Raw genomic sequence first — 15,316 nt, forward strand, 5'->3', positions numbered from 1 at the left:
TCCATTTACATGCGGAACACGCCGAAGCGGCTCGGCTCGATGGGGGCATTCAGCGAAGCGGACAAGGCCAGGGCCAGCACGTCACGGGTCTGCAACGGGTCAATCACACCGTCGTCCCACAGGCGCGCGCTGGAGTAGTAGGGGTGGCCCTGGGTTTCGTACTGGTCGAGGATCGGCTGCTTGATGGCGGCCTCTTCTTCGGCGCTGAACCCCACGCCGGCGCGTTCGGCCTGCTCGCGCTTGACCTGCACCAGCACGCCGGCCGCCTGTTCGGCGCCCATCACGCCGATGCGTGCATTCGGCCACATCCACAGGAAGCGCGGGTCATAGGCGCGGCCACACATGCCATAGTTACCGGCGCCAAAGCTGCCGCCGATGATCACCGTGAACTTCGGCACCTTGGCGCAGGCCACGGCGGTGACCAGCTTGGCGCCGTGCTTGGCAATGCCGCCGGCTTCGTACTTCTGGCCGACCATGAAGCCGGTGATGTTCTGCAGGAACAACAGCGGAATGCCGCGCTGGCAGGCCAGTTCGATAAAGTGCGCGCCTTTTTGCGCGGCTTCTGCAAACAGGATGCCGTTGTTGGCCAGGATCGCAATCGGGTAGCCATGCAGGTGTGCAAAGCCGCACACCAGCGTGGTCCCGAACAGCGCCTTGAACTCATCGAACACTGAACCGTCCACCAGCCGTGCGATCACTTCGCGCACATCAAAGGGCTGCTTGGCATCGGCCGGGATCACGCCATACAACTCTTCGCTGCTGTACAACGGCGCCACGGGCGGGCGTTGCAGCAACTCGCCCTGTTTGCGCCAATTGAGGTTGGCCACACTGCGCCGGGCCAGGGCCAGGGCGTGTTCATCGCTGTCGGCATAGTGGTCGGCGACGCCAGAGATCTTGCAGTGCACATCGGCACCGCCGAGGTCTTCGGCGCTCACCACTTCACCCGTCGCGGCTTTCACCAGCGGCGGGCCGGCAAGGAAGATGGTGGCCTGGTTGCGCACCATGATCGCTTCGTCGGCCATGGCCGGCACATAGGCGCCACCGGCGGTGCACGAGCCCATTACCACTGCGATCTGCGGGATGCCTTTGGCGCTCATGTTGGCCTGGTTGAAGAAGATCCGCCCGAAGTGTTCGCGGTCGGGGAACACTTCATCCTGACGCGGCAGGTTGGCGCCGCCGGAGTCCACCAGGTAGATGCACGGCAGGCGGTTCTGCTCGGCGATCGTCTGGGCGCGCAGGTGTTTTTTCACGGTGAGCGGGTAGTAGGAACCGCCTTTCACCGTCGCGTCGTTGGCGACGATCATGCATTCGACGCCTTCCACCCGGCCGATCCCGGCAATCACCCCGGCGGCAGGCACGTCTTCGCCATACACCTGATGGGCGGCCAGTTGGCTGAGTTCAAGGAACGGCGAGCCGGGGTCGAGCAAACGGTTGATGCGCTCGCGGGGCAACAGTTTGCCGCGTGAGGTGTGCCGCTCCTGGGCCTTGGCGCCGCCGCCTTGCTGCACGTGAGCGAGCAGGCTGTGCAGCGCGTCGACCTGTTGGCGCATCGCTGCGCTGTTGGCGGCAAACTCCGCCGAACGTGGGTTGAGTTGGGTATGCAAGGTGGCCATGGTGCGCTCCTTCAGCGGGTTTCGTTGAAGAGTTCGCGACCGATCAGCATGCGGCGGATCTCACTGGTGCCGGCGCCGATTTCATACAGCTTGGCGTCCCGCAGCAGCCGACCGGCAGGGAATTCATTGATATAGCCGTTACCGCCCAGGATCTGGATCGCGTCGAGTGCCATCTGCGTGGCGCGTTCGGCGCTGTAAAGGATCACCCCGGCCGCATCCTTGCGCGTGGTTTCGCCACGCTCACAGGCCTGGGCCACCGCGTACAGATAGGCGCGACTGGCGTTGAGCTGGGTGTACATGTCGGCGACCTTGCCCTGGATCAGCTGGAATTCGCCAATGCTCTGGCCGAACTGCTTGCGGTCGTGGATATAGGGCACGATCAGGTCCATGCAGGCTTGCATGATCCCGGTGGGGCCGCCGGACAGCACCACGCGTTCGTAGTCCAGGCCGCTCATCAGCACTTTCACGCCGCCGTTAAGCACGCCGAGGATGTTTTCTTCGGGTACTTCAACGTCATCGAAAAACAGCTCGCAGGTGTTGGAGCCGCGCATGCCCAGCTTGTCGAATTTGTTGCTGCGGCTGAAGCCTTTCCAGTCACGCTCGACGATGAAGGCGGTGATGCCGTGAGGGCCTTTCTCCAGGTCGGTCTTGGCGTAGATCACGTAGGTGCTGGCGTCGGGGCCATTGGTGATCCAGGTCTTGCTGCCGTTGAGCACATAATGATCGCTGCGTTTGTCGGCGCGCAGTTTCATCGAGACCACATCGGAACCGGCATTCGGCTCGCTCATGGCCAGGGCGCCGACGTGTTCGCCGCTGATGAGTTTGGGAAGGTACTTGAGTTTCTGTGCGTGGTTACCGTTGCGGTTGATCTGGTTCACACATAGGTTGGAGTGTGCGCCGTAGGACAACGCCACCGAGGCCGAGCCACGGCTGATCTCTTCCATCGCTACCACGTGGGCCAGGTAACCCAGGCCGGCGCCGCCGTATTCTTCCGGGACGGTGATGCCCAACAGGCCCATGTCGCCGAATTTCTGCCACAGGTCGGCGGGGAACAGGTTGTCACTGTCGATTTGTGCTGCGCGCGGCGCGATTTCCTTGCTCACGAAGGACTGCACCTGGTCGCGCAGCATGTCGATGGTTTCACCGAGGGCGAAGTTCAGGGACGGGTAACTCATGGACAGGCACCTTAATGTGAGCGTTGTTTTTGTGTGGAGGGCGCGCCAGGGGAGGGCGCTCACCTTTACGTTAACGTAAGCTTGCGTTGCGATGCTGTCAATCGTAGTTTACGTTTACGTCAACCTACAAAAAAGACAACAGGGGTCGTTATGGATCAACCAAACCAGAGCTACAGCCGTGGCTCCCAGGACAAGACCTTGCTGGCCATGACCATTGGCCAAGCCTTTGACCGAACCGTCGCGCAATTCCCCGAGGGTGAGGCCTTGGTGGTGCGTCATCAGCAGCGCCGCTACACCTGGCGGCAATTGGCCGAAGCGGTCGATGTGCACGCCCGTGCGTTTCTCGCCCTGGGCATGCAGACCGGCGATCGTCTGGGCATCTGGGCACCCAATTGCGCCGAGTGGTGCATCAGCCAGATCGCCAGTGCCAAGCTCGGCGTGATCCTGGTGAATATCAACCCGGCCTACCGCAGCAGTGAATTGGACTACGTGCTCAAGCAATCCGGCTGTCAGTGGCTGGTGTGCGCCGGGTCGTTCAAGACGTCCGATTACCACGCGATGTTGCAGGAATTGAAACCCGACCTGCGCGGCATGATCAGCCTCGACCCCAGTCCTCCCCCAGGATTCATGCCTTGGTTGCAGCTATCGGCCCTCGGTGCAGGCGTCTCACCCGAAGAGTTACACAGCCGCCAGGCCAGCCTGCATTTCGACCAACCCGTGAATATCCAGTACACCTCCGGCACCACCGGCTTCCCCAAGGGCGCCACCCTCAGCCACCACAACATCCTCAATAACGGCTACATGGTCGGCGAAAGCCTGGGCTTGACCGCGCAGGACCGCCTGGTGATCCCGGTGCCGCTGTACCACTGCTTCGGCATGGTCATGGGCAACCTGGGTTGCATCACCCACGGCACCACCATGATCTATCCCAATGACGGTTTTGATCCGCTGTTGACCCTCAGCGCCGTCGCCGAAGAACGCGCCACCGGCCTGTACGGCGTGCCCACCATGTTCATCGCCATGCTCGATCACCCGCGCCTTGGCGAGTTCGACCTGTCTACCCTGCGCACCGGCATCATGGCCGGCGCCACATGCCCCATCGAAGTCATGCGCCGCGTGATCAGCGAGATGCATATGAGCGAAGTGCAAATTGCCTATGGCATGACGGAAACCAGCCCGGTGTCCTTGCAGACCGGCGCGGATGACGATCTGGAGCGCCGCGTGACCACGGTTGGCCGCACTCAGCCGCAACTTGAAAACAAGATCATCGACGCCGACGGCAACACCGTTGTGCGCGGCGAAATCGGCGAACTCTGCACCCGTGGCTACAGTGTGATGCTCGGCTACTGGAACAACCCCGACGCCACCCGCGAGGCCATCGACGCCGCCGGCTGGATGCACACCGGCGACCTGGCGAGCATGGACACCCATGGCTACGTGTGCATCGCCGGGCGCAACAAGGACATGATCATTCGTGGCGGCGAGAACGTGTACCCGCGTGAGCTGGAAGAGTTTTTCTTCACCCATCCGGCGGTGGCGGATGTGCAGGTCATTGGCATTCCGGATGAGCGCTACGGTGAAGCGATCGTTGCGTGGATCAAGTTCCATCCGGGCCATCTGGCCAGTGAGCTGGAGCTCCAGACGTGGTGCAAGGGACGTATCGCGCACTTCAAGACGCCCAAGTACTTCAAGTTCGTGGATGAGTTTCCGATGACGGTGACGGGCAAGGTCCAGAAATTCCGCATGCGCGAGATCAGTATTGGCGATTATGGGCTTCATCGTTAATGATGGATTGCCAGTCCTGCCAGCTTATAAGGGGCAGGGCTGAAGGTGCTTATATACCTCTCTGTTGGCACTCGAATATCACATATTGACCGTTCATTCGGCCAATTAGAGTTCGCCACATGGCAGACCTTGAACAAAGTGGAAAAAATCCGGTAAACGATACGCGCAGTGTTCATGGCGTCGTTGTGCAGGCGCGCCTGTCATCGTGGTACAGCGCTGCAACAGTCAAGCGCAAACAAGCGTTACATGAGTGGGAGTTGAATATTCCGCACTGGTATAAAACGCTGTCCCCGGACAGACGGAAAGTCTTGGAAGCGGCCCATCAGAGAAGTATGGGTGCGCTTAATATGCTGGATGGGATTTTAAAGGATTTAAAAGGTGCTATCGAATTCGCCGAACCCTTGCTGCAGGCAGCGATACAACAGAAAACCGGGCGATTCATTGATGTAAAACGTGTTTTTTTTGCGCGTAAGGAATTCATGGCGGCTGATCGCTCAAAGGTCTTCGGCGTTGAAGCAACAGGGTATTGTTACTACACAGGCCTCAGCTTGATAGAGGCGGCCCTGCAGAACTTTTCCGCGAATGAGGCCGTTGAATCAAATGACGACGATTCCAGCCTTATCACGCATTACGACTTTCATCGGCGGCCCGCACCAACGACGTTCAACGCAGGGGCAGTGCTGGCGCGTAGTGACCCTCTCAAGCCTCATGTGTTTGCCGGCTTATGTCGAGACCTGGATTTGGGCAAGCTGTATTTGGCGCATGTAACGTCAATTGTCAAACCGCCGGACAAGCCTGAGGGAGTTTCAGACAACGATGCCGCAAGGGTGCGTAGTCGAATCACGGCTTCAACGAGGCAACAGATATTATTCGCCGCTGAAGTAGCGCTGGAGCTCGGCAATATAAAACAAGACGCCTACACGCTATTAAAAGAGCTGGCTTTTTGGAAGGCTGATGTGACGTGGAGAGGCAAGAGTGTACATTTTTCAAACTTGAATATGCTGCATGTTGAGCTAAAGCAGATCATTGTTATCGGGCCCCTGACATTCGGGTATGTGCGGGGCGTCAAAGTGTTTCACAGGGAACCTTGTATTGTCTTTATTCCTGGAGATCCTATTTGTGAGTTGAAAGAGTACGCCGGTCTTGGCGGTCTACAGACTGATCTCGTCGAAAGATTGTGCTCGGGCGAGTATCGACGGTTTTTCAGCCAGTATGTGCCCTACGAGCAACAAACGAAATTTTTTAGTAGCGTGAAACTTCACCTTGATCAACTCAATATGTATGCCGAAGACGAAGATTTCGACCCTGAAAAAACAAGCACCGGTACTTGGTCAACAGGTTATGGCATCAGCATGCCTAGGACGTGGGGTGATCATTCTCTGCAAAAAGTCGATTTAATATTGAGCAATGCACGGGCGATGGTGGTATCCACCGCCAGTGCCGATGACAACGCCCGTAACGCATGGTTGATGTCGTTGGCCAGTGTTGCGTTGACCGTGGTGAATGTTGCCTCATTCGTCGTCCCGCAACTGGCGCCGTTGATGCTGCTGATTGGCGCGGTGCAAATGCTCTATGAGATTGCTACGGGCGCAGAGGCTTGGGAAGAGGGCGACATGAAAGAGGCGTGGGCGCATGTTTCGGCCGTAGCCTTTAATGTGACGACGGCAGTTGTAGGCGCCAAGCTGTTGCCGATGATCAAGACCCCGTTTGTCCAGGCACTGGCACACGTCCGTTGTCCTGACGCCAATGTGCGTTTGTATGCGCCTGGGCTGAAACCTTACCTGCGACAGGTATCACTGCCCGAATCCTTGAAGGCCAATGCAAACGGGTTGTTTGAACACGACGATAATTTATACCTGGCGGAAAACGACGGGCATTACTTGGTGGAGCCGTCGGGCACCGGTAACACCTACCGGATTGTGCATCCGCAAAACCCTTCAGCCTACTCGCCGCAGGTTCGCCTTACGGAGGCTGGGGCTTGGATACATGAACATGAAAATCCGCTGACATGGACCACGCCGCAATTGATGCAGCGCCTGGGGCCAGTGGCGCAGAGACTTGGACAGCAACCCTTAAAGCTTGAGCGCATCTGCCAAATGGCTGCGGTGGATAGCAGCATGTTGCGCAAGATGCATGTAGACCAGGGGCGCGTCCCAGGTCTATTGGCAGACATTCTCAAGCGTTTTGACATCGACGAGACAATCGCGAGTGAAAAAAAACCGGGTGTCAGGGCGTCATTATTGGCGAAACACCAGGCCGATCTTTTTGCGCAACGTTATGCGGCAACCGAGAGCGAAAGCGGTGCAGCGGTCGGATTGCTCAAACGGTTGCTCGGATCGCTGCCCGATAGTGTGGCGCAAGAGCTGTTGAGCCACGCCAGCAAGGCTGAAGTGCAGATGATCGAGCAGCACCAACGCGTACCGTTGCGTTTGGCAGAGGAGGCCCGCTGCTATCAACAAGAAGTACGCTTGGCGCGGGCTTACGAAGGGCTCTATCGCAAGACCCTGGGCAATGACGATACGCAACGTATGGTTCTGCATAGCGTGAAGACGCTGCCTGGCTGGCCATCTGACCTGCGCATCGAGGTGCTGGAAAAGACCAGCGAAGGAGGTGAGCGCGTTGTCGACTCCATAGGGCCGGAGGGTGTGGCGGCGAAGCGACTTTTGATCAAGTTTGGCCCACAAAATCTTTATGAAGTACGGGATGACAAGTTCGGAGTATTGAACCAGCAGGCCGATATCTATGGAGCTATACAGGCGGCGGTTTCGCCAGAGGATTTGACGGTGATGAAGTTGACGGCCGGTGACCGTGGCGCGAGCCTGAAACAAGCGCTGCAGCAGAAGCCGCTGATGCCGCGTGATCAATTGCGCAAGTTACTGAAAATGCAGCCTGTGAAACCAGGGTATAAACCGCCAATGCGCCTCGCTGACGGACGTTTTGGTTATCCACTAAGCCCGTTGAGAGGCGCTGGCCGCCGGCCTTTTGTGTGTGAAATGAAAGCGGCAAAGCTCTATCCGTCTAAGTCCATCGAAGCGGTAGAAGAGATGCTGGGCCTCAGCGAGCTTGACGATGCTGGGATGTTGGCAAGACTGGAGCAGCTTGAGCAGGAGTTCAATCAACTTAATGCCGATTTGAAGGACTGGGAGCAGAAGGCGGGCGCGGTTGGTTCTGCCAGGGACCGGCGCAGAGTCGCCAATACCCTGAAAGGAGTCTGGCGGCGGACCTCCCCGCAAGCGTTCGCCTCAGATCAAACGCCCATCGGTCACATTCTCGATTTGTCCGACGAGGTTGTCGGAGAGTTACCCCCGATCACCGCCAATATGGACCATGTGGGCAGTTTGGTTTTACCTCGAATGGCGCTGACAGATGCTTCCTTGCCCTTTCTGAGTTCATTCAGGCGCTTGCGCTGGCTGAATATGAGCGATAACCACCTCACCCGGTTGCCGGAGTTTGCTGACGGCGCGGTGACCAAGCTCGACTTGAGTAATAACGCTATCCGACTGACCGAACAGAGCCGTATGCGCCTGGAACGCATGCAGAGTTTGAAGATTCTCAGGCTCTCCGGTAACCGCCAATTGGGGTGGGTGGCCAATCTGCACGGGCTGCGCAATCTTATCCAGATTTACCTGGCGAACACTGGAACCACAACGTTTCCCGCTGGCGCTGAGCAGTTGACCAACCTGGCCATGATCGACCTGCATTCAAATCGAATCACCACTTTGCCTGAGTACGCTTACCAGCATCTGGATCGAATCAACTTGCATGACAATCCGTTTTCGGCAGCGACCCGTGCACGTCTTCGACTTGACCCGTTGGATCCGGCTCAATGGGGCGATCACGTTACGCACGACGAAGCGCGAGAGCTTTGGCTGCACGACTCTCCCGTAACTGAGCGGGTCCGCCGGGGCATGACTTGGGATGAGGTCAAGCTCAACCCTCAGTCGGATGCGTTTTTCACCGTGCTGGCAGACACCACCCGTTGCGCCGAATACGCCTCTGGGGTGACCCGTCCTGCAATGGCGGAGCGGGTCTGGGAGATGCTTGAAGCCGCGAAGGAAAGCCAGGCCATTCGTGAGTCGTTATTCAAGGCCGCTGATGATCGAATCACTTGTGGTGACGGCAGTTCGGTTGAGTTCATGAACCTGGAAAGTGAGCTGTTGGCGGCCAAGGCGCTTGAGATGGCAGGAGAGGGAGATGCGGAAGGCAAGCTTATTGCCACTGCCGAACAGCTATTTCGCCTGAAGCTGGTAGACGTCATCGCTCAGCGGGATGTCGAAGCGCGAGGGCGTGGTTTTGCTGAGCAGGTCGAAGTCATTCTTGCCTATCGAACCAGGCTGGCGGACAGGCTTGGGTTACCGGTCAAGTCCCGCGGCATGCTGTTTCCTCGGCAAGCTAATGTGAGCCAGGCAGCTATCGATGATGCCTATGCACAAGTGCTCGTGGATGAGCGTGTTATCAGCAACAAGGTTGATTTTTTTTTGGAGAGGGCGTTTTGGGAGAAACATCTTCGCAGCCACTACTCACGAGAATTCGCGTCGTTGATGGAGCTGGTTATTGAGGAAATAGACGAAAAAAGCGCGGCGTTGGATGAACTTTCAGCATTACAAGACGCTCAGGATAACGCTGCAGATCAAGCGACAAAAGATGCCTGGCAGGCAAAACATGATGAGGTGGTCGACCGACTGGCGAGCCTGTTGGGCAAGACCCGGGATGAGATACTGGTGGATGGCTCGATGCAAAGTGTTTTTTACAATGACGAAATGAAGCTGCTCGGTGCCGAGCGGGCGCGAGAGGAAAGGCTTAATCTACAAACCTTGACACGAAGCGTGCTTGAAAAAGTCGGCGCGACGCACGGCGCTCAGGTCTGAATTTGATGCGCCCACGAGGGGCGGGCCAACAAGCTTGAACGCATCGCCTGATAAGCATTCCGACAGACAGCACAAAGGGGACCCGAAGGTCCCCTTTAATTTGTCGTTGCGTGCTCTTTTTTTATTATTGAGGGGCGGTCTATTGTTGTTTTTGGCAACCGTTACCCTTTACCGCTGTTTTTGGCGACCCCCATCCGGGGTCAAGAGCAAACGTATTTTTTTGAGCGCTGATCTGCTTCTTCGTTAACGATCCAACCAGTGGGTAGCTACCTGAGGTAGTTTTATTTTTCTCTAACCGGTTGCGGGTTTCGGCACGCCGTACCCTGCGAAGCACATCTTCTCCAAAAAAATCTGTTAGCTGCGTCTCTGCCGTGTTGTTTTTGTTATGTCAGAGTCGTTTCGTCTTATTTTTATTAGGTTTGGCGCTTTTTATTCTTGTTATGCCATAGAGATAGCAGAAGCCGTGCCAACTTTTAAAAACCCTTTAAAATCAATGGTTTGATTTTTGTATAAGATTTCGCTTGCAGAAAATACGACAAAAAATGTTCCCGTGTTACTCGATGTGTAGGCGTGCGGTAACACATTGTCACGGCTAAGCTACTCAACCGGCGTTACGCGCCTTGGCCACGCGTGACCCTGTCGGCCGGCCCAGCACGTTGCTGATTTGCTGACCGGCGCCAATCAATGCCTGCAGGTCGATACCCGTCTCGATACCCAGGCCGTCAAGCAGGTACAGCACATCTTCGGTAGCGACGTTACCGCTGGCGCCCTTGGCGTATGGGCAGCCGCCGAGGCCCGCGATAGAGCTGTCGAACACCGTGATCCCTTCCAGCAAACTGGCGTAGATGTTTGCGATGGCCTGGCCATAGGTGTCATGGAAGTGGCCGGCCAATTTCTGCCGAGGCACCTGGGCCCCGACCACGTCGAACAGTCGCCGCGTGGCGCCCGCCGTGCCGGTGCCGATGGTGTCGCCCAGGGACACCTCATAGCAGCCCATGGCGTATAACTCGTGCGCCACCGCCGCGACCTGTTCCGGCGCGATCTGGCCTTCGTACGGGCAGCCCAGCACGCACGACACATAACCCCGCACGCTGACCCCATTCTGCTTGGCCGCCGCCATGATCGGCGCAAAGCGCTCCAGGCTTTCGCTGATGGAGCAGTTGATATTGCGCTGGGAAAACGCCTCGGATGCGGCCGCAAACACCGCCACTTCCTTCACGCCGGCGGCCAGCGCATCCTCGAAACCGCGCAGGTTCGGCGTCAGCGCGCCATAGGTCACGCCGGGTTTGCGCTGGATCTGCGCGAACACCTCGGCGGAACCGGCCATCTGCGGCACCCACTTGGGCGATACAAAACTGCCGACTTCGATATAGCTCAAGCCAGCAGCGCTGAGAGCGTCCACCAACCGAACCTTGTCCGCTACGCTGATGGGCTGGGCTTCATTCTGCAGGCCGTCGCGCGGGCCTACTTCCACCAGGCGCACATGTGAGGGGAGAGACATGGCAATTACCTTCTGATCAATGGCCGGCCTGGCGCAGGGTGTGGGCCAGGGCCTGGGTGCAGCGCTCTTCAGCGGTGTCCAGTTCCAGCTTCATTTGTTCGATATCCAGCAACTGCTGCTCAAGCTGCTCACGGCGCTCGGCGATTTTCGCCAGCATGCTGTTGAGTTGCACGTGGTTACCGCTGGTGGGGTCGTAGAGCTCGATGAGTTCGCGGCACTCGGCCAGGGAAAAACCGATACGCTTGCCCCGCAGGATCAGCTTGAGGCTGACCTTGTCCCGGGCCGAGTAGATGCGCTCCTGACCCCGACGTTCCGGGGCCAGCAGGCCTTGTTCTTCGTAGAAGCGAATGGCGCGGGTGGTGATGTCGAGCTCGCGGGCGAGGTCGGAGATGCTGTAGGTGGTACTCATGGGGGCGCTCAAGAAAGTCTTGGCATTAAGCTAATGGCAGGTTGACGTAAACGTCAAGCGAATCCCTGTAGGAGCCGGCTTGCCGGCGATGGTCGTCAACGATGACGCAGCAAGCCCGGACAAGTGCGGTGACTGTGCGTTTTTCGCCGGCAAGCCGGCTCCTACAGAGGGTGTGACAATCTCAGGATTGTTGTTTGTCGAGCTTCTTCTCGTGCGCCGTGACTTGCTGGCACAACTCGATCATCTGCTCGCGCATCCAGCGGTTCGCCGGGTCCTGGTCGGTGCTTTCGTGCCAGTACAGGTGGGTTTCCACCGGCGGCACGTCGTTGACCGGCAGGTTGAACCAATGCAATTCATGGCGGCGCGCGAAGCGCTCGGGCACGGTCATGACCATATCGGTCTGCTGCAACACCTGCGAGGCCATCAAGTAGTGCTGGGAGCGCAGGGCGATCTTGCGTTGCAGCCCCATCTTGCCCAGCGCCAGGTCCACATGGCCCAGGCCGTTGCGCCGGCTGGAGATATGGATGTGGGTCAGCCCCAGGTAATCATCCAGGCTCAGCTTGTCCTTGCCCGCCAGCGGATGGCCCTTGCGCATGGCGCACACGTAGCGGTCTTCCATCAGCTTGACGTGGCGTACCTGCGGGTCGGTGTTGAGCGGCGCGTCCACGGCAAAGTCCAGGCGCCCAGCAGCCAGTTCCTTGGTGGTTTCGCGGCGCTTGGACAGGAAACTCTCGATCACCACCGTGGGCGCCAGGCGGCGCAGGCGCTGGAACAACAGTGGCAGGATCACCGCCTCGGTGAGGTCGGTCATGCTGATGCGATAAGTCTTGGCCGCCTGTTGCGGGTTGAAGATGCGGCTCTCTTGCACCGACACCCGCAGCAATGACAGCGCATTGCGCACCGGCCCGATGATGTTTTGCGCCATCGGCGTGGGCACCATGCCCTGGGCGGTGCGCACGAACAACGGGTCGTTGAAGGTTTCCCGAAGACGTGCCAGAGCGTTGGACACCGCCGGTTGGGTGATGCCGACAATCTGTCCGGCGCGGGTCAGGTTGGCTTCGGTGTAGATAGCGTCAAAGACGATGAAGAGGTTGAGGTCGACCTTGCTCAGATTCATTTCGTTGCGCTCTTATTGTTAGGTGTCCATCGGTCAATCATATATCGGTGATGAATGTTAATACACGCCGAGAATAGGTTAGGTAAATTTTCGTAGCTCATCTAGCATCGACTTCATGACCTAAACAACCTCTCAGAGAAGGGAGCTGCTCATGGATTTCGCCTATTCGCCCAAGGTTCAGGAACTGCGTGAGCGCGTCACTGCGTTCATGGACGCTTACGTTTACCCGGCCGAGCCGGTGTTCGAACGCCAGGTCAGCGAGGGCGACCGCTGGCAGCCCACCGCAATCATGGAAGAGCTGAAGGCCAAGGCTAAAGCCGAAGGTTTGTGGAACCTGTTCCTGCCGGAATCCGAGCTGGGCGCCGGCCTCACCAACCTTGAGTACGCGCCATTGGCCGAAATCATGGGCCGCTCGCTGTTGGGCCCCGAGCCGTTCAACTGTTCCGCCCCCGATACCGGCAACATGGAAGTGCTGGTGCGCTACGCCAACGAAGAACAGAAACAACGCTGGTTGCAGCCGCTGCTGCGCGGCGAGATTCGCTCCGCATTTGCCATGACCGAACCGGATGTGGCGTCTTCGGACGCTACCAACATGGCTGCCCGCGCCGAACGCCAGGGCGATGAGTGGGTAATCAACGGCAAGAAATGGTGGACCTCCGGCGCCTGCGACCCGCGCTGCAAGATCCTGATCTTCATGGGCCTGAGCAACCCGGACGCGCCGCGTCACCAGCAACACTCGATGATCCTGGTGCCGGTGGACACCCCCGGCGTGAAGATCGTGCGCCCGCTGCCGGTGTTCGGCTACGACGACGCACCCCACGGCCATGCCGAAGTGCTGTTCGACAATGTGCGCGTACCCTACGAAAACGTGTTGCTGGGTGAGGGCCGTGGCTTTGAAATCGCCCAGGGCCGCCTTGGCCCAGGCCGTATCCACCACTGCATGCGTTCCATCGGCATGGCCGAGCGCGCGCTGGAATTGATGTGCAAGCGTTCCGTCAGCCGAACTGCATTCGGTAAGCCATTGGCGCGCTTGGGCGGCAATATCGACAAGATCGCCGACTCGCGCATGGAAATCGACATGGCGCGCCTGCTGACCTTGAAAGCAGCCTACATGATGGACACCGTGGGTAACAAAGTCGCGAAAAGCGAAATCGCCCAGATCAAGGTGGTTGCACCGAATGTGGCCTTGAAGGTGATCGACCGTGCGATCCAGATCCATGGCGGTGCTGGTGTCTCCAACGACTTCCCGCTGGCCTACATGTACGCCATGCAACGTACCTTGCGCCTGGCCGATGGCCCGGATGAAGTGCACCGGGCGGCGATCGGCAAGTTTGAGATTGGCAAGTATGTGCCTAAAGAACTGATGCGCAGCGGGCAATAAGCAGCAATAGGCGGGGAGGTTGGGTATTCAATACACCCAAACCTCCACCCGCCGATTTTTGATCCGCCCTTCATCCGCCGTATTCGCCGCTACCGGCATCTGCGCGCCAAACCCGCGGATATCGCGCAATACCACGCCGTTCTTGACCAATTCCCGGCGCACCGCCATTGCCCGCAACTTTGACAGCAACGCTGCCCGCTGCGGATCGTTCTTGGCATCGCCAAAGCCCACCAGCGTCACCTGCTTGTCCAGCTTGTTGTGGCTTTTGAGGTACGCCACCACCCGCTGCAAATCCTGGCGGGCCTTGCTGTCCAGGCTTGCGCTGCCTTCCTCGAAACGAAAATTCACCGTCAGGCGCTGGGCATCCCGCGCAATTGCTTGATAGTCATCAGGCATCGAAGTACGCGGCTCCACGGCCATCGCCTGTACCTGCTGCGCGATAAAACCATTGGCTGCCACGATCGCCTGGCCCTTGCTGCTTTGGCTGAAGTCCACCAACGCCTTGGCCCATGGATTGCGACTCAACGGCGGCAAGTAAAAGAGCAGCCGACGTGACAGCGGATAATCCTCGGTCGCAATCAGGCTGTTCAACGGCAACATGGGTTGCGAGTCGCCATCCACTATCGCCGCCGCTTTGGCCTGGCGGATGTAGGGCAGCCCGATAAAGCCAATGCCCTGGGGATCCTGGCTGACCGCGTCGGAGAGTTGCTCGCTGGATTCGAAACGCTTGGCGCCCGGCGCGAGCGGCTTGCCACGCAGACGCAGTACCAGGTCCTTGAACGTATCGTAGGTGCCGGATTGATCATCCCGCGCGTACAGATGAATCGGCCCTCCGACGCCACCGAGCGCCTCCCAGGTACTGACTTCGCCATTGAAGATCTGCGCCAGTTGCTCGGTATTCAGGGTGTTCAACGGGTTTTGCGGGTGGAGGATGATGGCCAGGCCATCGATGGCGATCACCTGTTCGGCTTCGGGGCTTTTCAGGTCGCCGAGGGGTTCGAGGTCTACCAGTTCGCTGTCTTTTATCGGGCGCGATGAAGCTGCCAGGTCGGCTGTGGCTTTCTTTAGCGCCGTGAAACCGGTACTTGATCCGTGAGCGGCGACTTCGATGATCACCGTCTTGCCCTGGCGTGTCTTGCCGATCACGCGTTGTTCATTGGCACCTTCGGCCGGTTCGCTGTGCACCGCCTGTAAGCCCTGCTGTTCCATCAAGCCCTTGACCAGTGCAGGACCCAGTGCCGCACCAATGGTATTGGAACCCTGGATACGCAAAGCAGGGCCTTGATCAGGAACGGGAAGGGGAGCGGAAACGGCGAAGAGGGGGAAAAGCACCAGCAGGAACAGAACGCGCAGCCTCATGCCGGCACCTTCTCAAGCCAAAGGGAGTGCCGCGAGAATAAGTCAGGCAGGTTGCATAAATATGACAGGCGCACAGCAACTCTAAATGTGGGAGCGGGCTTGCTCGCG

The 15,316-nt window shown here is 58.4% G+C and carries 9 protein-coding genes; 3 read left to right on the top strand and 6 right to left on the bottom strand.

The genetic code is table 11. The annotated features are described in order from the left end of the window. Positions 1–5: 5 nt before the first annotated feature. Both WH299_RS02915 and WH299_RS02920 read right to left on the bottom strand, forming a co-directional pair. Complete coding sequence (locus WH299_RS02915) at positions 6–1,613, bottom strand: carboxyl transferase domain-containing protein (RefSeq protein ID WP_339549562.1); 1,608 nt, start codon at positions 1,611–1,613, stop codon at positions 6–8. An 11-nt stretch (positions 1,614–1,624) separates the two neighbouring features. Further along, on the bottom strand, positions 1,625–2,788 hold the full coding sequence (locus WH299_RS02920; protein ID WP_122729145.1) for an isovaleryl-CoA dehydrogenase: 1,164 nt from the start codon (positions 2,786–2,788) through the stop codon (positions 1,625–1,627). 150 nt (positions 2,789–2,938) lie between these two features. Here WH299_RS02920 and WH299_RS02925 point away from each other — a divergent pair, with 150 nt between their 5' ends. Both WH299_RS02925 and WH299_RS02930 read left to right on the top strand, forming a co-directional pair. After that, entirely contained in the window at positions 2,939–4,573 is a 1,635-nt protein-coding gene (locus WH299_RS02925) for an AMP-binding protein (protein WP_339549563.1), read from the top strand. A 119-nt stretch (positions 4,574–4,692) separates the two neighbouring features. Then, positions 4,693–9,441 carry an NEL-type E3 ubiquitin ligase domain-containing protein gene (locus WH299_RS02930; protein ID WP_339549564.1) on the top strand — a complete coding sequence of 1,583 codons (4,749 nt, stop codon included), beginning with the start codon at positions 4,693–4,695 and terminating at the stop codon, positions 9,439–9,441. Positions 9,442–10,042: 601 nt separating this feature from the next. Here WH299_RS02930 and WH299_RS02935 read toward each other — a convergent pair. The 3 genes from WH299_RS02935 to WH299_RS02945 all read right to left on the bottom strand — a co-directional run bounded on the left by WH299_RS02935 (position 10,043) and on the right by WH299_RS02945 (position 12,468). Then, entirely contained in the window at positions 10,043–10,942 is a 900-nt protein-coding gene (locus tag WH299_RS02935; RefSeq protein WP_323624309.1) for a hydroxymethylglutaryl-CoA lyase, read from the bottom strand. Between the two features lie 16 nt (positions 10,943–10,958). Continuing rightward, a complete protein-coding gene (locus WH299_RS02940; RefSeq protein ID WP_038844104.1) occupies positions 10,959–11,351 on the bottom strand; it encodes a MerR family transcriptional regulator in 393 nt (130 codons plus the stop codon). A 181-nt stretch (positions 11,352–11,532) separates the two neighbouring features. Next, entirely contained in the window at positions 11,533–12,468 is a 936-nt protein-coding gene (locus WH299_RS02945) for a LysR family transcriptional regulator (RefSeq protein WP_028616891.1), read from the bottom strand. A gap of 151 nt (positions 12,469–12,619) precedes the next feature. Between WH299_RS02945 and WH299_RS02950 the strand changes: the two genes are divergently transcribed. Further along, positions 12,620–13,849: an acyl-CoA dehydrogenase gene (locus tag WH299_RS02950; RefSeq protein ID WP_016977420.1), complete on the top strand. Its 1,230-nt coding sequence runs from the start codon at positions 12,620–12,622 to the stop codon at positions 13,847–13,849. A 27-nt stretch (positions 13,850–13,876) separates the two neighbouring features. Here the strand turns inward: WH299_RS02950 and WH299_RS02955 are convergent, their stop codons facing one another. Beyond that, on the bottom strand, positions 13,877–15,208 hold the full coding sequence (locus WH299_RS02955; RefSeq protein WP_068935122.1) for a substrate-binding domain-containing protein: 1,332 nt from the start codon (positions 15,206–15,208) through the stop codon (positions 13,877–13,879). Positions 15,209–15,316 lie beyond the last annotated feature (108 nt).

Source organism: Pseudomonas sp. MYb541 (assembly GCF_037479595.1).
Lineage (GTDB): Bacteria > Pseudomonadota > Gammaproteobacteria > Pseudomonadales > Pseudomonadaceae > Aquipseudomonas > Aquipseudomonas canadensis.